At 72.4% G+C, this 18519-nt stretch carries 19 protein-coding genes; 15 read left to right on the top strand and 4 right to left on the bottom strand.

From position 1 onward, the window contains the following. Positions 1-88 precede the first annotated feature (88 nt). Positions 89-361 carry a hypothetical protein gene (locus tag JAN01S_RS04605; protein ID WP_068314372.1) on the top strand — a complete coding sequence of 91 codons (273 nt, stop codon included), beginning with the start codon at positions 89-91 and terminating at the stop codon, positions 359-361. Here JAN01S_RS04605 and trhA read toward each other — a convergent pair. Next, on the bottom strand, positions 305-1021 hold the full coding sequence (trhA, locus tag JAN01S_RS04600) for a PAQR family membrane homeostasis protein TrhA (RefSeq protein ID WP_068314384.1): 717 nt from the start codon (positions 1019-1021) through the stop codon (positions 305-307). The genes JAN01S_RS04605 and trhA overlap by 57 nt on opposite strands. A 128-nt stretch (positions 1022-1149) precedes the next feature. On the opposite strand from trhA, the gene JAN01S_RS04595 reads away from it, so the two are divergent. The 3 genes from JAN01S_RS04595 (at position 1150) to JAN01S_RS04585 (ending at position 4608) form a co-directional block, all read left to right on the top strand. Then, positions 1150-1905, top strand: a complete 756-nt coding sequence (locus JAN01S_RS04595) for an isoprenyl transferase (protein ID WP_244884748.1) — start codon at positions 1150-1152, stop codon at positions 1903-1905. 477 nt (positions 1906-2382) lie between these two features. Next, the gene (gene phoH2 / locus JAN01S_RS04590) at positions 2383-3621 is read left to right on the top strand and encodes an RNA 5'-3' helicase PhoH2 (RefSeq protein ID WP_240312430.1); all 1239 of its coding nucleotides are present in this window, start codon (positions 2383-2385) and stop codon (positions 3619-3621) included. Between the two features lie 207 nt (positions 3622-3828). Further along, positions 3829-4608 carry an aggregation-promoting factor C-terminal-like domain-containing protein gene (locus JAN01S_RS04585; protein WP_068314368.1) on the top strand — a complete coding sequence of 260 codons (780 nt, stop codon included), beginning with the start codon at positions 3829-3831 and terminating at the stop codon, positions 4606-4608. Between the two features lie 333 nt (positions 4609-4941). Here the strand turns inward: JAN01S_RS04585 and coaA are convergent, their stop codons facing one another. After that, positions 4942-5898 (bottom strand): type I pantothenate kinase, encoded by a 957-nt coding sequence (gene coaA, locus JAN01S_RS04580; RefSeq protein ID WP_068314366.1) that lies wholly within the window; start codon positions 5896-5898, stop codon positions 4942-4944. Between the two features lie 58 nt (positions 5899-5956). Here coaA and glmS point away from each other — a divergent pair, with 58 nt between their 5' ends. From glmS to JAN01S_RS04565, 3 genes are all read left to right on the top strand, one after another. Beyond that, positions 5957-7816, top strand: coding sequence for a glutamine--fructose-6-phosphate transaminase (isomerizing) (gene glmS / locus JAN01S_RS04575; protein ID WP_068314364.1), 1860 nt, complete (start codon positions 5957-5959; stop codon positions 7814-7816). Between the two features lie 4 nt (positions 7817-7820). Continuing rightward, positions 7821-8174 (top strand): holo-ACP synthase, encoded by a 354-nt coding sequence (locus JAN01S_RS04570; protein WP_068314362.1) that lies wholly within the window; start codon positions 7821-7823, stop codon positions 8172-8174. 159 nt (positions 8175-8333) lie between these two features. Next, positions 8334-9803: a bifunctional ADP-dependent NAD(P)H-hydrate dehydratase/NAD(P)H-hydrate epimerase gene (locus JAN01S_RS04565; RefSeq protein ID WP_068314360.1), complete on the top strand. Its 1470-nt coding sequence runs from the start codon at positions 8334-8336 to the stop codon at positions 9801-9803. 85 nt (positions 9804-9888) lie between these two features. On the opposite strand, the gene JAN01S_RS04560 is transcribed toward JAN01S_RS04565, so the two are convergent. Continuing rightward, entirely contained in the window at positions 9889-10455 is a 567-nt protein-coding gene (locus tag JAN01S_RS04560; protein ID WP_068314358.1) for a glycine cleavage system transcriptional repressor, read from the bottom strand. Between the two features lie 46 nt (positions 10456-10501). Between JAN01S_RS04560 and alr the strand changes: the two genes are divergently transcribed. From alr to tsaD, 6 genes are read left to right on the top strand one after another with little or no spacing between them, the layout of a single operon-like run. Next, positions 10502-11710: an alanine racemase gene (gene alr, locus JAN01S_RS04555; RefSeq protein ID WP_084360029.1), complete on the top strand. Its 1209-nt coding sequence runs from the start codon at positions 10502-10504 to the stop codon at positions 11708-11710. Continuing rightward, entirely contained in the window at positions 11710-12849 is a 1140-nt protein-coding gene (locus JAN01S_RS04550; RefSeq protein WP_068314356.1) for an alpha/beta fold hydrolase, read from the top strand. The genes alr and JAN01S_RS04550 overlap by 1 nt, the downstream gene beginning before the upstream one ends. Continuing rightward, complete coding sequence (gene tsaE / locus JAN01S_RS04545; protein WP_068314354.1) at positions 12846-13328, top strand: tRNA (adenosine(37)-N6)-threonylcarbamoyltransferase complex ATPase subunit type 1 TsaE; 483 nt, start codon at positions 12846-12848, stop codon at positions 13326-13328. Before JAN01S_RS04550 ends, tsaE begins: the two co-directional genes overlap by 4 nt. Before the next feature lie 11 nt (positions 13329-13339). Next, positions 13340-14002 (top strand): tRNA (adenosine(37)-N6)-threonylcarbamoyltransferase complex dimerization subunit type 1 TsaB, encoded by a 663-nt coding sequence (gene tsaB, locus JAN01S_RS04540; protein WP_244884747.1) that lies wholly within the window; start codon positions 13340-13342, stop codon positions 14000-14002. Beyond that, a complete protein-coding gene (locus tag JAN01S_RS04535; RefSeq protein WP_068314350.1) occupies positions 13999-14478 on the top strand; it encodes a GNAT family N-acetyltransferase in 480 nt (159 codons plus the stop codon). The genes tsaB and JAN01S_RS04535 overlap by 4 nt, the downstream gene beginning before the upstream one ends. Then, on the top strand, positions 14475-15554 hold the full coding sequence (gene tsaD, locus JAN01S_RS04530) for a tRNA (adenosine(37)-N6)-threonylcarbamoyltransferase complex transferase subunit TsaD (protein ID WP_068314348.1): 1080 nt from the start codon (positions 14475-14477) through the stop codon (positions 15552-15554). The genes JAN01S_RS04535 and tsaD overlap by 4 nt, the downstream gene beginning before the upstream one ends. A gap of 3 nt (positions 15555-15557) precedes the next feature. On the opposite strand, the gene JAN01S_RS04525 is transcribed toward tsaD, so the two are convergent. Continuing rightward, the gene (locus JAN01S_RS04525; RefSeq protein WP_068314347.1) at positions 15558-16571 is read right to left on the bottom strand and encodes a glycoside hydrolase family 3 N-terminal domain-containing protein; all 1014 of its coding nucleotides are present in this window, start codon (positions 16569-16571) and stop codon (positions 15558-15560) included. Here JAN01S_RS04525 and JAN01S_RS04520 point away from each other — a divergent pair. Both JAN01S_RS04520 and JAN01S_RS04515 read left to right on the top strand, forming a co-directional pair. Next, complete coding sequence (locus tag JAN01S_RS04520) at positions 16570-16824, top strand: hypothetical protein (protein WP_068314345.1); 255 nt, start codon at positions 16570-16572, stop codon at positions 16822-16824. The genes JAN01S_RS04525 and JAN01S_RS04520 overlap by 2 nt on opposite strands. Positions 16825-16969: 145 nt before the next feature. After that, positions 16970-18493, top strand: coding sequence for a DUF11 domain-containing protein (locus JAN01S_RS04515; RefSeq protein WP_084360028.1), 1524 nt, complete (start codon positions 16970-16972; stop codon positions 18491-18493). The last annotated feature ends 26 nt before the right edge of the window (positions 18494-18519 follow it).

Here is an 18519-nt window from a genome sequence, read left to right as displayed (position 1 = left end):
TCGTCGAGGCCGACGCGCTGGCCCGCCGCACCGGCGGGTCGCAGCCGGTGCTCGACCGCCGGGCGCCGTCGACCGTCAAGGAGTGGGCATGAGTTCGCCGAGCACCGAGGTCAGCCCCGGGTGGTGGGCCTTCGTCGCCTTCTTCGTCCTCGCCATCGCGCTGTGGCTGCTGATGCGCAACATGTTCACCCGGCTGCGCCGGATGAACCTCGCGGAGAAGCAGCGCCAGCAGGAGGCGGAGCGGGTCCGTCAGGAGCTCGCCGAGCGCGCTCGCGGCATGGACGTGCCGCGCGGCACGGAGGACTCAGCCGGACTGGGCGATGGGCCCGAAGAGGGCGAGCGTCGCGGCGACGAAGTGTGAGATGAAGGCGAGGATGGTCAGCGCGTGGAAGATCTCGTGGAAGCCGAACCACCGCGGTGACGGGTTGGGACGCTTGGTCCCGTAGACGATCGCGCCGGCGGTGTAGAGAGCGCCGCCGAGGGCGACGAAGGCGAGGATCGTCCAGCCGCCGTGGGTGAGCAGCGGCTTGATGTAGAAGATCGCCACCCAACCGAGGGCCACGTAGACGGGGACGTAGAGCCAGCGCGGCGCGCCGACCCACAGCACCCGGAAGAGCACCCCCAGGATGGCGCCGGTCCAGACGATGACGAGCAGCGTGATTGCCTGGCTGCGCGGCAGCATCAGGGCGAAGGGGGTGTAGCTGCCGGCGATGATGAGGAAGATGTTGGCGTGGTCCCAGCGCCGCAGCGTCGCCGCCATCCGGCCGCCCCACCGGCCGCGGTGGTAGACGGCGGAGGTGGCGAAGAGCAGTCCGGCGGTGATCGTGAAGACCATCGCGGCCAGCCGCCCGCCCTGCGTGGGGGCGGTCGAGGTCAGGACGAGCCCGCCGACGATCGCGAGCGGGGCCATGACCAGGTGGAGCCACCCGCGCAGGTGCGGCTTGACCGCATCGACGAAGGCGTCGACCTGCTCGCCGACCTCGTCGGCGAACTCCTTGATCTCCGCCTTGGGGGAATCCATGACCACGACGGTAACCTACGCCGCCGTAGGTTGGCCATGTCGTGGAGCACTGCGCGGGCCTCGCCCGGACACCCGGCGCGCGGCGGTAGGTTGGGCCCACTGACCTCGCCCTGAAGGGAACACCGCGAGTGCGCAACCCGCTCTACACCGCCTACGAGCGTCGGCTCGTCGGACAGCTCGATGCTGCGTCGGTGCCGCGGCACGTGGGCATGATCGTCGACGGCAACCGCCGCTTCGCCAAGGCGCGAGGGGCCAATGCCGATGACGGGCACCGGGCCGGCGCGGCCAACGTGGGCAGCTTCCTCGAGTGGTGCGAGGAGGCCGGTGTCGAGGTCGTCACGCTCTGGTTGCTCTCGACGGACAACCTGACCCGGCCCCCGGAGGAGCTGGACCAGCTGCTGCGGATCATCGAGGGCCTGGTCGCCGACCTCGCCTCGGCCGGGCGCTGGCAGCTGCACGCGGCCGGTGCGCTCGACATGCTCCCCGTGCAGACGGCCGCCGCGTTGCGTCGCGCGGAGGAGGAGACCGTCGGTGTCGAGGGCCTGATCGTCAACGTCGCCGTCGGCTACGGCGGTCGCCAGGAGATCGCCGACGCGGTGCGCTCGCTGCTGCGCACCCGCGCAGCAGAGGGCGCGAGCCTGGAGGACGTCGCCCGGGAGCTCACGGTCGAGGACATCAGCGGCCACCTCTACACCAAGGGGCAGCCCGACCCCGACCTCGTGATCCGCACCTCGGGTGAGCAGCGGCTCTCCGGGTTCCTGCTGTGGCAGTCGGCCCACAGCGAGTACTACTTCTGCGAGGTCTACTGGCCCGAGTTCCGCCGGGTGGACTTCCTGCGGGCGCTGCGCGCCTACGCCGACCGGCACCGCCGATTCGGCGCCTGACCCTCCCTTCGGCCGCGGATCGTGACGGCGCAGCGGCGCGAAGGGGGAGGGGCTGGAGTGGTCGTTGTGACGAGTGAGGCGACCGCGGGGTGAACTTCTCGAAGCAGGTCCCGACACGCCCCCGACGTTGCGCGTGTCGTGCTGGCGCAGACGTACGTTGAGCGTGACGACCTGCACACCGCAGAGCGTTCGGGAGGCCTCAGGTATGGAGCTGCTGCGCAGCACGAGGGGCCGGACCCGGCCCCGGCTCCAGCCCGCGGCCCGGTCCCGGCACCAGCACCGAGAGTAGGCGCGCACGCGCCATCCGGCGCGGCGCCCGTGGAGGAGACCGACGTGGACGACCTGATGACCCAGACCGTCACCCCCTCTGGCACGCAGCCCGACGGCGCGCCCGACCCGGTGGACCTCCCGCCCCAGGACGAGGGTCCGCGCACCTACGTCATCGACACCTCCGTGCTCCTGTCGGACCCGCGCGCGATGCTGCGGTTCAAGGAGCACGAGGTCGTCCTGCCGGTCGTCGTCGTCACCGAGCTCGAGGCCAAGCGCCACCACCCCGAGCTCGGATACTTCGCGCGGACCGCCCTTCGCCTGCTCGACGACCTGCGGATCAGCGCCGGTCGCCTCGACGCACCCGTCCCCGTCGGCGACGACGGCGGCACCCTGCGCGTCGAGCTCAACCACACGGACCCGGCGTCGCTGCCGTCGGGATTCCGTCTCGGCGACAACGACACCCGCATCCTCGCCGTCGCCAAGAACCTCTCCCTCGACGGCGCCGACGTCACGATCGTCTCCAAGGACCTGCCGATGCGGGTCAAGGCCTCGGCCGTCGGCATCGACGCCCAGGAGTACCGCCACGAGCAGCGTCCCTCCGACTCCGGCTGGACCGGGATGGCCGAGGTGGAGATGGCCGCCGAGGAGGTCGACCACCTCTACGAGACCGGCCGGGTCGAGCACCTCGCCGCGGCCGAGCTGCCCTGCCACACCGGGCTGAAGATCATCTCGCCCAAGGGCAGCGCCCTCGGCCGGGTCGGTGCCGACAAGCAGGTGCGGCTCGTGCGCGGTGACCGTGACGCCTTCGGCCTCCACGGCCGCTCGGCCGAACAGCGCATCGCGCTCGACCTGCTCCTCGACCCGGACGTGGGCATCGTCAGCCTCGGTGGACGCGCCGGCACCGGCAAGAGCGCGCTGGCGATGTGCGCCGGGCTCGAAGCCGTCATGGAGCGGCGCCAGCACCGCAAGGTCGTCGTCTTCCGCCCGCTGTACGCCGTCGGCGGGCAGGAGCTGGGCTATCTCCCCGGCAGCGAGCAGGAAAAGATGGGCCCGTGGGCGCAGGCCGTCCACGACACGCTCGGTGCCCTCGTCTCGACCGAGGTCGTCGAGGAGATCATCGACCGCGACATGCTCGAGGTCCTGCCCCTGACGCACATCCGCGGCCGCAGCCTGCACGACGCCTTCGTCATCGTCGACGAGGCGCAGAGCCTCGAGCGCAACGTCCTGCTCACCGTGATGTCGCGCATCGGGCAGAACTCCAAGATCGTCCTGACCCACGACGTCGCCCAGCGCGACAACCTGCGGGTCGGCCGCCACGACGGTGTCGCCGCCGTCATTGAGACGCTCAAGGGCCACCCGCTCTTCGCCCACGTCACCCTGACGCGCAGCGAGCGCAGCCCGATCGCGGCGCTGGTGACCGACCTGCTCGAGGGCCTGGAGGTCTGACCACCGCGAGCGAAGGGGGAGGTGCCGCCGGACGTCCGGCGGCACCTCCCCCTTCGGCATGGTGATCGTCCACACCCCCCTTTGCGCGCAGGAGGTCACGTCCGTTAAGGTCTCGAAAAGATAACGGCCGTCGCGCACCCCTGATCGCGCGCGGCACACCGACAGCCACTCCCCGTGAGTGGCTGTTCCATGGAAGGAGCTGGTGTCGTGCGCTCGTCGAGCTACACGCCCAGACACGGCGGCCCCCGCCCCGCGGGCAAGGGCGCTGCCTTGCGCGCGGCCGTACGCCGTCCCGTCGTCGGCGGCGCCCTCGCCGTCGCCATGCTCGGCTCGGTCGGTGCGACCGTGGCCATCGGCGACCCGTCGCACACCGCGGAGACGACCGCGGCAGTCGAGGCGCAGACCCCGACCTCCGAGGCCGCACCGGCGGACCTCGGGACCGCCGACACCACGCGCCTCGCCGAGGACCGTCGCGCGAGCAATGTCTCGCGCAGCGCCTCCCGTGAGCAGGACCGCCTCGCCGCCGTCGAGCGCAAGAAGGACGCGGCCGCGAAGAAGAAGGCCGAGGCCAAGCGCAAGGCCGAGGCGAAGAAGAAGGCCGCGGAGCGCAAGCGCGCCGCGGAGAAGGCCAAGCCGATCTCGGAGCGTGAGTTCACCGCCGCCGAGATCAAGCAGATCCAGGGCGATCCCGCACCGTGGGGCAAGCAGCTCGCCGGCGAGTTCGGCTGGGGCGAGGGCGAATGGTCCTGCCTGGTCAGCCTGTGGATCGGCGAGAGCAACTGGCAGTGGGACGCGACCAACCCCTCCTCCGGCGCCTACGGCATCCCGCAGTCCCTGCCGGCCAACAAGATGGCCACGGCCGGGTCCGACTGGAAGACCAACCCCATCACCCAGATGGAGTGGGGCATGGACTACATCAAGCAGTCCTACGGCACCCCTTGCGGCGCCAAGTCCTTCTGGGACAGCCAGAGCCCGCACTGGTACTGAGCCGCTCGCCGGGTCACGGCGGACGGAGAGAGACGTCGGCGCCCGCCGAAGTCCCTTCGTCGCGTAGGTACGTCGCGTTGCCGTGACGGACTTCGGCTTTGTGTTCGCCGACATCCCTCTCCGCCCGCCTTTGTGAGTGGCCACCTCCGCCACGCATGGACTTCGGCGGGCGCTGCCCGGCAGCGTTGGTGTCGCCTGGTTGCCCGGAGAGGGGGGACACGTGACATCAACGCCGTCACGTGACATCAAGGCCGTCAGGCCGCGAGGGCGACCCAGCGCATCATCTTGTGAGTGGCCCCTCCGCTCACCCCGACGCGGCTCGTCGCCGACCGCTCAGAGCTTGCGCAGGCGGATGCGGCGGACCTGGTGGTCGGCGCCCTTCGTCAGGACGAGGCTGGCCCGGCCGCGGGTCGGCAGGACGTTGTCGAGCAGGTTGGGCTCGTTGATCGTCTCGAAGATGTGCAGGGCGCGGGCCTCGGCCTGCTCGTCGGTCAGGCCCGCGTAGCGGTGGAAGTAGGACTGCGGATCGGCGAAGGCCGTCTGGCGCAGCCGGAGGAAGCGGTCGACGTACCAGGTGCGGATGTCCTGCAGGTTGGCGTCGACGTAGACCGAGAAGTCGAAGAAATCGCTGACCGCCAGGCCTGTGCGTCCGTCGCTGCGGGTGCCGGGAGGCTGGAGCACGTTGAGCCCCTCGACGATGAGCACGTCCGGCTGGCGCACGACGATCTGCTCGCCCGGGACGATGTCGTAGGTCAGGTGCGAGTAGACCGGCGCCGAGACCTCGGGCTGGCCCGCCTTGATCGCCGAGATGAAGCGCAGCAGCGCCCGCCGGTCGTAGGACTCGGGGAAGCCCTTGCGCTGCAGCAGTCCCCGCCGCTCGAGCTCGGCATTGGGCAGGAGGAACCCGTCGGTCGTCACGAGGTCGACCTTGGGGGTGTCGGGCCAGCGCAGCATCAGCTCGCGCAGGATGCGGGCGGTCGTCGACTTGCCGACGGCCACGGACCCGGCGACACCGATGACGAAGGGGGCCTTCGGCGGGCGTTCACCGAGGAAGGTCGAGGTGATCCGGTGCAGCCGCGTCGTCGCCGAGACGTAGAAGGTCAGCAGGCGCGAGAGCGGCAGGTAGACCTCCTGGACCTCCTCGAGGTCGATCGGGTCGCTCAGACCGCGCAGCCGGGCCAGGTCGCCCTCGGTGAGGTTGAGCGGGTGGTTCTCCCGCAGGTGGGCCCACGCCTGGCGGTCCAGCTCGACGAAGGGGGACGGCAGACTCGTCGTGGCGGCGGTGGACACGCGCCCATTGTGTCCCACCTTTTCGGCAGACGGTGACCCGGCGGATAGCCTGTCGCCCATGTGCGGAATCGTTGGATACGTCGGGCCCGACTCGGGAGCCCGCCCCCTGGACGTCGTCATGGAGGGCCTGGCCCGTCTCGAGTACCGCGGGTACGACTCCGCGGGTGTCGCGCTCGTCGCAGGTGAGGAGGTCTTCACCCAGAAGCGCGCGGGCAAGCTGGAGAACCTGCGCTCGGCGCTGGAGGCGCAGACCGTCCCTGCCGCCGCGACCGGCATCGGACACACCCGCTGGGCCACCCACGGCGGCCCGACGGACGCCAATGCCCACCCGCACCGGGGCGGCTCGGACGGCAAGCTCGCCGTCGTCCACAACGGCATCGTCGAGAACTTCCACCAGCTCAAGCAGGAGCTGCTGGCCCAGGGCGTGGAGTTCACCTCCGAGACCGACACCGAGGTCGCGGCCCAGCTGCTCGCGACGGCCTTCGCCGAGACCGGTGACCTCACCGAGGCGATGCGCTCGGTCGTCAACCGGCTCGAGGGCGCCTTCACCCTCCTCGCGGTCCACGCCGACCAGCCCGACACGGTCGTCGCCGCGCGACGCAACAGCCCGCTCGTCGTCGGCCTGGGCGACGGGGAGAACTTCCTGGGCTCCGACGTCGCCGCCTTCATCGGCTACACCAAGCAGGCCGTCGAGCTCGACCAGGACCAGATCGTCACGATCACCCCGTCGAGCCACACGGTGATGAACTTCGACGGCACGCCCGCCGAGGGCAAGCCCTACGAGGTCACCTGGGACGCGGCCGCCGCGGAGAAGGGCGGCTACGACACCTTCATGGAGAAGGAGATCCACGACCAGCCGCACGCCGTCGGCGACACCCTCCTGGGGCGCACCGACGCCGAAGGACGCCTCGTCCTGGACGAGCTGCGCATCGACGAGGACAAGCTCAAGGACATCGACCGGATCACCATCGTCGCCTGCGGTACCGCGGCCTACGCCGGCATGGTCGCCAAGTACGCGATCGAGCACTGGACCCGCATCCCCGTCGAGGTCGCCCTGGCCCACGAGTTCCGCTACTGCGACCCGATCGTCTCCGAGCGCACGCTCGTCGTCTCCATCAGCCAGTCCGGCGAGACGGCCGACACGGCCATGGCCGTGCGCCACGCCCGCCAGCTCGGCGCGCTGACGGTCTCGGTGTGCAACACCCACGGCGCGACGATCCCGCGCGAGTCGGACGCCGTGCTCTACACCCACGCCGGCCCGGAGATCGCGGTCGCCTCGACCAAGGCCTTCCTCGCGCAGATCACCGCCTGCTACGTCCTGGGCCTCTACCTGGCCCAGCTGCGCGGCGAGACCTACGCCGACGACGCCAAGGCCGTCATGGCCGAGCTGCACGAGGTCCCGGCCAAGATCGCCGACCTGCTCACGGAGATGGACCGGGTCAAGGAGATCGCCCGCTTCATGGCCGACACCCGCGCGGTGCTCTTCCTCGGCCGCCACGTCGGCTTCCCGATCGCGATGGAGGGTGCGCTCAAGCTCAAGGAGCTGGCCTACATCCACGCCGAGGGCTTCGCCGCCGGCGAGCTCAAGCACGGCCCGATCGCGCTCATCGAGCCGGGGCAGCCGGTCTTCGTCGTCGTCCCAGGGCCCGACACGCCCAACGAGCTGCACAAGAAGGTCGTCTCCAACATCCAGGAGATCCGCGCCCGCGGTGCCCGCACCCTCGTCATCGCGCAGGAGGGCGACGAGGAGGTCACCCCCTTCGCCGACGAGGTCATCCGCGTGCCGCACACCTCGCCGCTGCTGCAGCCGCTGCTCACCGTCGTGCCGCTGCAGGTCTTCGCCCTGCACCTGTCGACGGCCAAGGGCCTGGACGTCGACCAGCCGCGCAACCTCGCCAAGTCCGTCACCGTCGAGTGACCCGGTGATCATCGGGGTCGGCGTCGACGTCGTCGACATCGCGCGGCTCGGGGAGCGCCTCGACCGCACCCCGCGGTTGCGTGAGCGGGTCTTCACCGAGAGCGAGCGGGGCCTGCCGCTGCACTCGCTCGCGGCCCGCTTCGCGGCCAAGGAGGCCGTCGGCAAGGCGCTGCGCACCCCGGGCGACCTGCCCTGGCAGGGCGTCGAGGTGACCAACGGCGAGCACGGCGAGCCGCTGCTCGTCGTCAGCGGTGCCGTCGCCGCACGGGCGCAGGAGATGGGCGTGATGCGGATGCACATCTCGCTCAGCCACGACGGGGGCATCGCGACGGCCTTCGTCGTCGCCGAGACGGACTGACCCCCCTTCGTCCCCCTGTGCCCCGCCACGAACTGTGGCTGGCCACATCTTGGATCGTGGGCCACACCACGTGCTGTGGCTGACGCTCGCAGGTGTGGCCAGCCACAGTTCGTCGGAGGGCGGTGGGGGTCGACGCGAGGGAGCGGTAGCGTCGCGAGCGTGATCACCGGATACTCCGTCGAGACCATCCGGGCGGCCGAGGCCGCCCTGCCCGAGCTGCTCGAGAGCGGCGAGCTGATGCAGCGAGCCGCGCGCGGCGTGGCGCGCATCGCCGCCGGCCGGATGCGCGAGCGCGGCGCCCGGGCGGTGACCGCACTCGTCGGTCCCGGCAACAACGGCGCGGACACGCTCTTCGCCGTCGCGCGCCTGGCCAAGCGGGGCTTCGTGGCGACCGCCGTGTGCGTCGACCCCGAGGCCTCCGACGCCCAGATCGAGGCCGCAGCCCTGGCCCGCAGCCGCGGCGTCACCGTACTGACGGGCGACAGCCGCGAGGCGATCACCGCGATCTCGCGCGCCGAGGTCGTCCTCGACGGCATCACCGGCATCGGCGGACGGCCGGGGCTGCCTCCCTTCGCCCGGCCGTGGGTGGATGCGGTCCGCGACCACGCCTGGGTGATCTCGGTCGACACCCCGAGCGGGCAGCCGGTCGAGGGCGGGGAAGCCCTCGCCGACGCGGTCTTCGCCGACGAGACGGTGACCTTCGGCGCGCCCAAGCCGGTGCACCTGCTCCCGCCGACCGAGGCGGCCTGCGGTCTGCTCACCGTCATCGACATCGGTCTGGACCTGCGTGAGGCGACGCCCGCGGTCGTGCGCCTCACCCCCGACGACGTCTCGTCCCTCTGGCCGGTCCCGACCGCGGACGACGACAAGTACTCGCGCGGCGTGCTCGGTGTGATCGCCGGCGGCGAGGAGTACTCGGGTGCCGCGGTGCTCACGACGACCGCGGCCGTCACGGCAGGCGTCGGCATGGTCCGCTACGTCGGTACCCCCACGCCCACCTCACTCGTGCGCGCGGCGGTCCCCGAGGCCGTCCACGGCGAAGGGAGGGTCCAGGCCTGGGTCGTCGGGCCGGGTCTGGACCCGACATCCGAGGCGAAGGGGGCGTCCGCCCAGCTGGAGGTCGCGCGCGCCGCCCTCGCCTCGGACCTGCCGGTCCTCGTCGACGCCGGAGGCCTCGATCTCGTCGAGGGTCGGCGCGAGGCGCCGACCCTGCTCACCCCGCACGCTGGGGAGTGCGCCCGGATGCTCACGCGCCTGCGCGGCCGCACGACCGAGCTGACCCGCGAGGAGGTCGAGGCCGCGCCGCTGGAGCATGCCCGCGCCCTCGCCGGGCTCACCGGGGCGAGCGTGCTGCTCAAGGGGTCGACCACGCTCGTCGTCGACGCGGACGGACCGGTGCACGTGCAGGACGACGCACCGCCGTGGCTCGCCACGGCCGGCGCGGGTGACGTGCTCGCGGGTCTGGCGGGGGCGCTGCTGGCCGGTGGGCTCGACCCGACGGTCGCGGGCTCGATGGCCGCACTCGTGCACGGCCGGGCCGCCGACCTCGCCAACCCCGGCGGCCCGGTGCGGGCCCTCGACGTCGCCCACGCGCTCGGCCGCACCGTCTCCGGACTCCTGGCCGGCTGACGACGCGCATCTCCCCGGGCAGATGCGCGCACTGGACGGCTGACGACGCGTATCTCCCCGGGCAGATGCGCGTTCCGGCCGCCCCTCAGGGGCGAGCGGGCTGTGCAGGCTCGGGGACCGCGCCCCAGGCGGGGTTGTCGTCCCCGTCGTCGAGCCGCACGTCGAGGCTGAGCTCGGCGGAGACCTCGTCGAGGGCAGCGCGCAGGTCGTCGAGGTCGACACCCTCGCGCACGCCGACGACGGCGGTCGCCTCGAAGAGCCGCTCGCCACTCATCGGCGCGTCGCTCGTCGCCGTGTGCAGCTCGTGGATGCCCAGGCCGCGCTCGGCGAGGGCGGCGCTCACGTCGCGGACGATGCCGGGCTGGTCCTGGCCGACGACCTGCAGCCGGACCGTCTCGACACCGGCGTCCGCGGCCGGACCCGTCGGCGAGACGTCGACGACGCCGACATCCGGCAGCGCGCGCACCGCGGCGGTCAGCTCCTCGACCCGGTCGGGCGCGATCTCGATGAGGACTGCTCCGGCGAAGGAGCCACCCAGGCGTCCCATCTGGCTCTCCAGCCAGCCGCCACCCTGCTCGGTGACGGTGCGGGCGAGCTCGGCGACGAGCCCGGGACGGTCCTCGGCGATGAGGCTGATCACGACGGTTCGCATGCCTCAAGGCTAGTGCCGCGGAGAGGATCTAGACTCGCCGGAGACCATGGACCGTTCGACACCGCACCCACAGACCCCCACCGTCGCGACCTCATCCGTCCTCCCGGAGGGCGCGTCCACCGTCGGCCTGTCCGCGTGGGCGGACATCGACCTGGGCGCGATCTCGGCCAACGTCGCCGAGCTCTCCCGCCGCGCGGGTGACGCCGACGTCATGACGGTCATCAAGGGCGACGCCTACGGCCACGGCCTCGTGCCGGTCGCGCACGCCGCCGTCGCCGGTGGCGCCACGTACCTGGCCGTCGCCCAGCTCACCGAGGCGCTCGCCGCCCGCGCCGCGGGCGTGACGGCCCCGATCCTCACCTGGCTCTTCCCGCCGGGAGCCGACCTGGTCGCCGCCCTCCGGGCCGACCTGACCCTGTCGGCGGGAGCCCCGTGGGCCCTGGCCGAGATCGCCGCGGCGGCCCGCGCGACCGGCTCGCCCGCCCGGATCCACCTCAAGGTCGACACCGGTCTCGGCCGTGGGGGGGCCTGGCGGGAGGATCTCGCGGGGATGCTCGTCGACGCGGCCCGGTTGCAGGCCGAGGGCGTCCTCGACGTCGAGGGGATCTTCTCCCACTTCGCCTCCGCCGACGCGCCCGGGGACCCCTCGGTGCGGGCCCAGCAGGAGGTCTTCGCCGCGGTGCTCGCGGACGCGGAGCGCGCCGGTCTGCGGCCCAGGATCAGGCACCTCGCCAACTCCGCCGCCCTGCTGACCAACCCCTCCTCGCACTACGACATGGTCCGTCCCGGGGTGTCGATCTACGGGCTGAGCCCAGTGCCCGACATCGGCGGACCGACCCACTTCGGGCTGCGCGAGGCGATGCGCGTCACCGCACGGTTGATCGCCGTCAAGGACTGCCCGGCCGGACAGGGCATCTCCTACGCGCACCTCTACACGACGTCGCAGGACACCCGGCTCGGGCTCGTCCCGCTCGGGTACGCCGACGGCATCCCTCGGCACGCCTCCAACCTCGGCCCGATGCAGGTCCACGGCCGCCGGTACACCGTCGCCGGTCGGGTCTGCATGGACCAGATGGTGCTCGACCTGGGGGCGGACAGCCCTGCCCAGGTCGGGGACGAGGTCGTCCTCATCGGGCGCGAGGCCGACGGTGAGCCCACCGCGCAGGACTGGGCCGCGGCCATCGGCACCATCAACTACGAGATCGTCACCCGGCTCGGGCCCCGCGTCCCGCGCCGCTACCCGGAAGGCGCGTGATGGAGCAGCAGCGCAACACGATGGGCCGGTCGGCGGCCACCGGACTGGGCCTCGCGGCCGCGGCCGCGGGCGGCATCGCCATCGCCGGTGCCGGATGGGCCGGACGGTCAGCAGTCCGCCGCTCCCGGGCCTACGCGGTGACCGGCCGGGACCGGGTGCACGTCTTCCCCTTCGTCGCGGACAAGGAGGTCGCCGTGCCGGCGAGCGACGGGCTCGTCCTGCACGCCGAGATCAACGAGCCCGAGGGCTGGACCCCCGACACCGGATCGACGGTCGTCCTCGTGCACGGCTTCGTGCTCAACCTCAGCTCCTGGGTCCACCAGCGTCGCGCCCTCGTCGACGCCGGGTACCGGGTCGTCTGCTACGACCAGCGCAACCACGGGATCTCCGAGGTCGGCGACCTCGCGCACTGCACGATCGACCAGCTCGGCAAGGACCTGCGCGCGATCCTCGACGCCACGACGCCCGAGGGACAGATCGTCCTCGTCGGGCACTCGATGGGCGGGATGACGATCATGAGCTTCGCCGGGCGCTACCCCGAGCTGACCCGGGACCGCCTGGCCGGCGCCGCGCTCATCGCGACGAGCGCTGGCGGCGACAGCCTCGTCCAGCTCGGGCTGGGTGCCACCTTCGACCGGATCATCGCCAAGCTGGGACCCGGATTCCTCGGCGGACTCGGCAAGCGCGAAGGGGTCTGGGGCAGCCTGCGCGCCGCCGGCCGCGCCGTGGAGAACCACTTCGTGCAGAAGTACGCCTTCGGCACCGAGATGCCGCGGGAGATGCTGCGCGCCGTCGCGACCATGGTCTTCGGCACCCGGCTGGACACGATCGGTGCCTTCCTGCCCCAGCTGGACGAGCTCGACGTGCGCGAGACCCTGCCCGGGCTCGTCGAGACACCGGTCCTCATCGTCGCCGGGTCCAAGGACGTGCTCACCCCGCCCCCGCACAGCGAGGCCCTCGCGGAGGCGCTGCCGGCCGCCGAGCACATTGTGGTCCCCGGCGTCGGGCACCTGCTCCAGCTCGAGCGCCCCGGCCCGGTGACCGAGGCGGTCTTCGGCCTGCTCGAGCGTCCCCGCGGTGTCGACGCGGAGCGCGACGCGCAGCGTGCCAAGGCAGCCGTCACCGAGCGGTCGGCATGAGCCTGCGCCTGACCGACACCGACGCCACCGTCGCGGTCGGCCACCGCCTGGCGAGCCTGCTGCGTGCCGGGGACCTCGTCGTGCTGACGGGTGGTCTCGGCGCGGGCAAGACGACGCTGACCCGAGGTCTGGGGGAGGGGCTCGGGGTGCGCGGGGCCGTCACCTCGCCCACCTTCGTCATCGCGCGCGTGCACCCGTCACTCAGGGGCGGACCCGAGCTGGTCCACGTCGACGCCTACCGGCTCGGCGGCACCGCCGAGCTCGACGACCTCGACCTCGACGCCGACCTCGACGCGGCCGTGACGGTCGTCGAGTGGGGCGCGGGCCTCGTCGAGGGCCTGGCCGACGACCGCCTCGAGATCACCCTCGTCGCCGACCCAGCCACCGAGGAGCGCCGCCTCGAGGCGCGCGGGGTCGGGTCGCGCTGGGCGGGCACCGACGTCGAGGCCCACCTGCGAGGCGATGGGGGCACACCATGAGGATCCTCGCGATGGACACCGCGACCTCGGCCATCACCGTCGCCGTGCACGACGGCCAGCGCGTGCTCACGAGCCGCGCGGCCGTCGACGCCCGCCGGCACACCGAGCTGCTCGCGCCGATGCTCGTCGAGACGCTGACGGCCGCCGGGACCGGCGTCGAGGAGGTCACGCACGTCGCGGTCGGGACTGGGCCGGGGCCCTTCACCGGGCTGCGGGTCGGGCTGGTGACTGCGCAGACCTTCGCCCACGCCCGCGGCATCGGCGTCCACGGGGTCTGCTCGCTCGACGCGCTCGCCGCCGCAGCCGCCGGGCAGGGGCACGAGGGCGACCTGCTCGTCGCGACGGACGCCCGGCGCAAGGAGGTCTACTGGGCGCGCTACCGCTGCGCCGACGGTGGAGTGACCCCCCTCGACGAGCCGACCGTGACCAAGCCGGCCGACCTGCCCGAGGAGGTGCGCTCGCTGCCCACCGTCGGGCGCGGGCCGTTGATCTACCCCGAGCTGCTGGCCCACCCGCTCGACCCGTCGGGCACCGACCTGCTCGACGTCGACGCGGGCGTCCTCGCAGCCGTGGCCGCCGCCCGCATCGACGCGGGAGAAGCGATGCCCGTCGAGCCGCTCTACCTGCGCCGTCCCGACGCCGTCGCGCCGGGCGCGCCCAAGGTGGCCCGATGACCGCGGTGACGTCGCCGCCCTTCGTCCTGCGGGAGGTGCGCTGGCAGGACCTCGCCGAGCTCGCCGCGCACGAGGTCGAGCTCTTCGGCAGCGAGGCGTGGTCACTCGAGTCGTGGTGGGGTGAGCTCGCCGGCCGACCGCGCCGCGAGTACCTGGTGGCCGAGGACGCCGACGGCATCGTCGGGTACGCCGGCCTCGACCACGGCGGTGACGTCAGCGATGTCATGACGATCGCGACGCTGCCGCGGGCCCGCCGCACCGGGCTGGGCCGGCACCTGCTCGAGGCGCTCGTCGCCCGCTCGCGGGCCGCAGGTGCCGCGCGCCTGCTGCTCGAGGTCCGTGAGGACAACACGGCGGCGCGCGGGTTGTACGCGCAGCGTGGCTTCGAGCTGCTGCAGACCCGGCGTGGCTACTACCCGGGTGGGGTCGACGCGCTCGTCCTCGCCCTCGACCTGACGACGGAGGACCCGACATGAAGGACGCCCCCCTGGTCCTGGGCATCGAGACCTCCTGCGACGAGACCGGTGTCGGCATCGTGCACGGCACCGACCTGCTCTTCGACGCGATCGCCTCGAGCGTCGACGAGCACGCCCGGTTCGGTGGTGTCGTCCCCGAAGTGGCCTCCCGGGCCCACCTCGAGGCGATGGTCCCGACGATCGAGCGCGCCTGTCGTGAGGCCGGGGTGGCCCTCTCGGACCTCGACGGCATCTCGGTGACCGCCGGGCCCGGCCTGGCGGGTGCGCTCATGGTGGGCGTCGCGTCGGCCAAGGCGCTCGCGGTCGCGCTCGGCGTGCCGCTCTACGGCGTCAACCACCTCGCCAGCCACGTGGCCGTCGACATCGTCGAGCACGGGCCGCTGCCGGAGCCGACGATGGCCATGCTCGTCAGCGGCGGGCACTCCTCGCTGCTCCTCGTGCCCGACGTCACCCACGACATCCGCAGCCTCGGGTCGACGATCGACGACGCCGCGGGCGAGGCCTTCGACAAGGTCGCGCGCGTGCTCGGGCTGCCCTTCCCCGGCGGGCCGCACATCGACCGCGCGGCGACCGACGGGCAGATCACCATCGACTTCCCGCGGGGCCTCTCCAGCCGCAAGGACATGGAGCGGCACCGCTTCGACTTCTCCTTCTCCGGGCTCAAGACGGCGGTGACCCGCTGGGTGCAGGCCGAGCAGGCCGCCGGGCGTGACGTGCCCGTCGCCGACGTCGCCGCGTCCTTCCAGGAGGCCGTCGTCGACATCCTCACCCGCAAGGCGGTGCTCGCCTGCACCGAGCACGACGTCGCCGCGCTCCAGGTCGGTGGCGGCGTCGCCGCGAACTCACGGCTGCGGGCGATGGCCCAGCAGCGCTGCGACGACGCCGGCATCCAGCTGCGCGTGCCGCGCCCCGGGCTGTGCACCGACAACGGCGCGATGGTCGCGAGCCTCGGCGCCCAGATGATGATGAAGGGCCGCCCGGCCAGCGACCTGTCCCTGCCCGCCGACAGCTCGCTGCCGGTGACCGACGTGCGCACCGGGCTCCCGGTGCACGTCGACCACGACCACGCGCACTGAGGGTCAGCCGCAGCGCAGCAGACCCATGTCCTCCTTGAGCGTGAGGACCCGGGTGACGGAGGCGGTGACCTGCTGCGCGAAGGCGGGATCCCCCTTCGCCTCGTCCTGGATCGCCGTGACCATCGTCGGGACCTGCGCGGGGTCGGCGGTCAGGACGATGTCGCCGCCGGCGGCGATGAACTTCGTCGCCCGCTCGCCCACGGGCGTCGCCGCGACAGCCTTGGCCGCACCCACGTCATCGGTGATCGCGACCCCGTCGAAGCCGAGGTCCTCGCGCAGCATCCCCGTGACGATCTTCTCGGAGAACAGTGCCGGGGTCTCGCCGTCGATCTTCGGGTAGTGGGCGGAGCCGACCATGACGATCCGGGTCCCGCCCTCGATGTTCTGGGCGAAGGGGGCGAGGTAGGGGTCCTTGGTCGTCGCCGTCGTGTCGCTGATGCCGGTGGCGGTCAGGTCGGTGTTGCCGGTGATCCGGCCGATGCCGGGGAAGTGCTTGACGGTCGGCTCGACGCCCGCGTCCTGCATGCCCCGGGCGAAGGCGAGCGCCCCCTTACCGGCGGCCTGAGGGGTGGAGCCGTACTGGCGGCCCCACTTGCCGATCGGCTCGTTGGCACGCCCGATCTCGGCCGGGACGGTGTCGGCGACCGGGGCGAGGTTGACGTTGACGCCGGCCCGCTCCAGCTCCGCGCCCCAGGCCTTGGCGGAGGAGCGCAGGTCCGGGTCCTGGGCCTGCTCGAGCCCGGAGGGCAGCTCGGTGAAGCCCTCGCCCGTGAGCTGCTGGACCTCACCGCCCTCTTGGTCGGCGGCGACGAGCATGCCGACCTTGGTGCCGTCGACGGTGGGGGAGACCTCCTGCAGGTGGCTGCTCGCGGCGGCCACGGTCGAGGACCCCTGCCAGCCGCCGAGGTAGAGCATCGAGCCCAGGCCCTGCTGGCTGATCGCGGGGTCGAGGCTGGTCACCGGCCCGGGCTGCATGGCGGCCATGATGAGCTGGCCCGCCTGCTGGGTCGGGGTCATGGCGTCGCGGACGCTGCTGACGCACGAGCTCGCGGCCGGGGCTGCAGCGCTCGTCGAGGTGCCGGACGTGCTGCTGGAGGCGCTGCGGCTGCTCGAGGACGAGGACGAGGTCGCGGACGCGGACGAGGTCGCGGACGACGACGTGGCGGAGGTCGAGGTGCTCGCGGCGGAGCTGCTCGACGAGCCCTCGGAATCGGCGCCGCAGCCCACGAGGGCGAGGACGGCGAGGCCGGCGGCGGCACGGGTCAGCTGACGAGGGCGGGACGGCATGGCCGCAGGTTACCCGGGAGTCCTGTGGGCAACATTCGGCGAACGACCGGTGACGCGTCGCCGGTGCTGTACGGAGCCGGAGTTCGCCGCTACTGTGACCTGCGACAACACACGTCTGGGGAGGCGCGATGCGTACACGTACGTCGATGTTCCGGTGGTTCCTCGCCACCGTCTTGGCCATGTTCACCGGGTTCGCGGTGGCGCCGTCGGCGTCCGCCGCCGAGATCGAGTCGGGTGGTCCGCTCACCTCGATCAACATCTCGCCGCTGCTCAACTGCGATGTCCGCTACGCGGGCGACCTGCAGGGCGAGTGGTACGACGACATCGCCTGTGGCACCTTCGTCGCCTTCGACGGAAGCCTCTACGGTCCTGACGACCTGCCGGCGGGCAGCGGCGCGACCGGCGTCGCGGAGTACGAGCCCTTCACCGCCATCTCCCAGAGCGGCCCGACCGGTACCGGGACGAGTGCCGATCCGTTCTCCATCACCACCACCGTCGGTCTCGGCGACACGGGCGCGACCCTGACGCAGGTCGACTCCTACGTCAGTGGCGCGACGGCCTACCGGACGGACATCCGGATCACGGGCGGGGCGACCACCGGTGACGCCGTGATCTTCCGTGGTGGCGACTGCTACCTCCAGGACAGCGACGTGGGTCTCGGCGACGTCTACGACGGCGTCTCGCCCGTCTGCAAGGCGCAGCCCGACTCGGAGAACCCCGAGCGGGTCGAGGGCTTCCGCCCGCTGAGCAGCGGCGCGGCGTACATCGAGGCCAGCTTCGGCCAGGTGTGGCGCGCGATCGGCTCCGGGGCGATGCTGCCCAACACCTGCCGGTGCGAGGAGGAGATCGACAACGGCATCGCGATCTCGTGGGCGCGTGAGCTGACCCAGGGCGCGACGGTGACGCTGTCGAGCCTGACCTTCTTCTCCCCCGTCGGGGCGACGCCCGTGACCGTGACCAAGACGGTGGACCAGGCGCAGGTCAGTGCGGGGTCCGAGGTGACCTACACGATCACGGTGTCCAACCCCGGCGCGACGGCCCAGGTCCTGAGCTCGGTGACCGACAGCCTGCCCGAGGGCTTCACCTACGTGCCGGGTTCGACGACCGGTGCGACGACGAGCGACCCGAGCGGCACCACCGACCTCACCTGGACGGGTGACATCGAGGTGCCGGCGGCGACCGGGGACGACCTGGGCTCGGTCTCGCTGAGCTTCCGGGCCACGGCCTCCGACGTCCCCGGGACGTACACCAACTCGGCGAGCGCGACGGGTGAGGGCGTCACCGTCGTCTCCGCCGACGACACCGCCCCGGTGACCGTCACGGCCGCCACCTCGACGACCTCGAGCTCGTCCTCGAGCACGTCGACCTCGTCCTCGTCCAGCACCTCGTCGAGCAGCACGTCCTCGACGAGCTCGACGTCGACGACGGACCCGACCGCGACGACCACCACCGAGCCGACGTCGACCACGACGAGCGAGCCCACGGCGACGGTCTCCACGGATGGCCCGGAGACGCCGAGCGTCGTCCAGACCGACGGTGGTCCGATGGGGTCCGCCCCCCAGGGTGCGTTGCTGCTCCTGGCCGGGATCGCTGGACTGGGCCTGCTGCTCGCCATGCGGTGGGCGGCCATCCGGCCGGACCGGCGCCACTGACCGGCGGTCCTGACTGACCCAGAGCG

Origin of the sequence: Janibacter anophelis NBRC 107843 (genome assembly GCF_001570945.1) — a bacterium.
In the GTDB taxonomy this organism is placed as follows: Bacteria; Actinomycetota; Actinomycetes; order Actinomycetales; family Dermatophilaceae; genus Janibacter; species Janibacter anophelis.
Note: the sequence above shows the minus strand (reverse complement) of the source record. Positions and strands in the feature narration are given on the sequence as shown.

What these genes read in the sequence shown, in the direction of transcription:
- trhA (WP_068314384.1), bottom strand. Translation starts at nt 1,021, where the DNA reads ATGGATTCCCCCAAGGCGGAGATCAAGGAGTTCGCCGACGAGGTCGGC.
- JAN01S_RS04550 (WP_068314356.1), top strand. Translation starts at nt 11,710, where the DNA reads ATGGAGCAGCAGCGCAACACGATGGGCCGGTCGGCGGCCACCGGACTG.
- phoH2 (WP_240312430.1), top strand. Translation starts at nt 2,383, where the DNA reads ATGCTGCGGTTCAAGGAGCACGAGGTCGTCCTGCCGGTCGTCGTCGTC.
- tsaD (WP_068314348.1), top strand. Translation starts at nt 14,475, where the DNA reads ATGAAGGACGCCCCCCTGGTCCTGGGCATCGAGACCTCCTGCGACGAG.
- JAN01S_RS04515 (WP_084360028.1), top strand. Translation starts at nt 16,970, where the DNA reads ATGCGTACACGTACGTCGATGTTCCGGTGGTTCCTCGCCACCGTCTTG.
- JAN01S_RS04560 (WP_068314358.1), bottom strand. Translation starts at nt 10,455, where the DNA reads ATGCGAACCGTCGTGATCAGCCTCATCGCCGAGGACCGTCCCGGGCTC.
- JAN01S_RS04520 (WP_068314345.1), top strand. Translation starts at nt 16,570, where the DNA reads ATGGCGTCGCGGACGCTGCTGACGCACGAGCTCGCGGCCGGGGCTGCA.
- JAN01S_RS04525 (WP_068314347.1), bottom strand. Translation starts at nt 16,571, where the DNA reads ATGACCCCGACCCAGCAGGCGGGCCAGCTCATCATGGCCGCCATGCAG.
- tsaE (WP_068314354.1), top strand. Translation starts at nt 12,846, where the DNA reads ATGAGCCTGCGCCTGACCGACACCGACGCCACCGTCGCGGTCGGCCAC.
- JAN01S_RS04605 (WP_068314372.1), top strand. Translation starts at nt 89, where the DNA reads ATGAGTTCGCCGAGCACCGAGGTCAGCCCCGGGTGGTGGGCCTTCGTC.
- alr (WP_084360029.1), top strand. Translation starts at nt 10,502, where the DNA reads ATGGACCGTTCGACACCGCACCCACAGACCCCCACCGTCGCGACCTCA.
- JAN01S_RS04535 (WP_068314350.1), top strand. Translation starts at nt 13,999, where the DNA reads ATGACCGCGGTGACGTCGCCGCCCTTCGTCCTGCGGGAGGTGCGCTGG.
- glmS (WP_068314364.1), top strand. Translation starts at nt 5,957, where the DNA reads ATGTGCGGAATCGTTGGATACGTCGGGCCCGACTCGGGAGCCCGCCCC.
- tsaB (WP_244884747.1), top strand. Translation starts at nt 13,340, where the DNA reads ATGGACACCGCGACCTCGGCCATCACCGTCGCCGTGCACGACGGCCAG.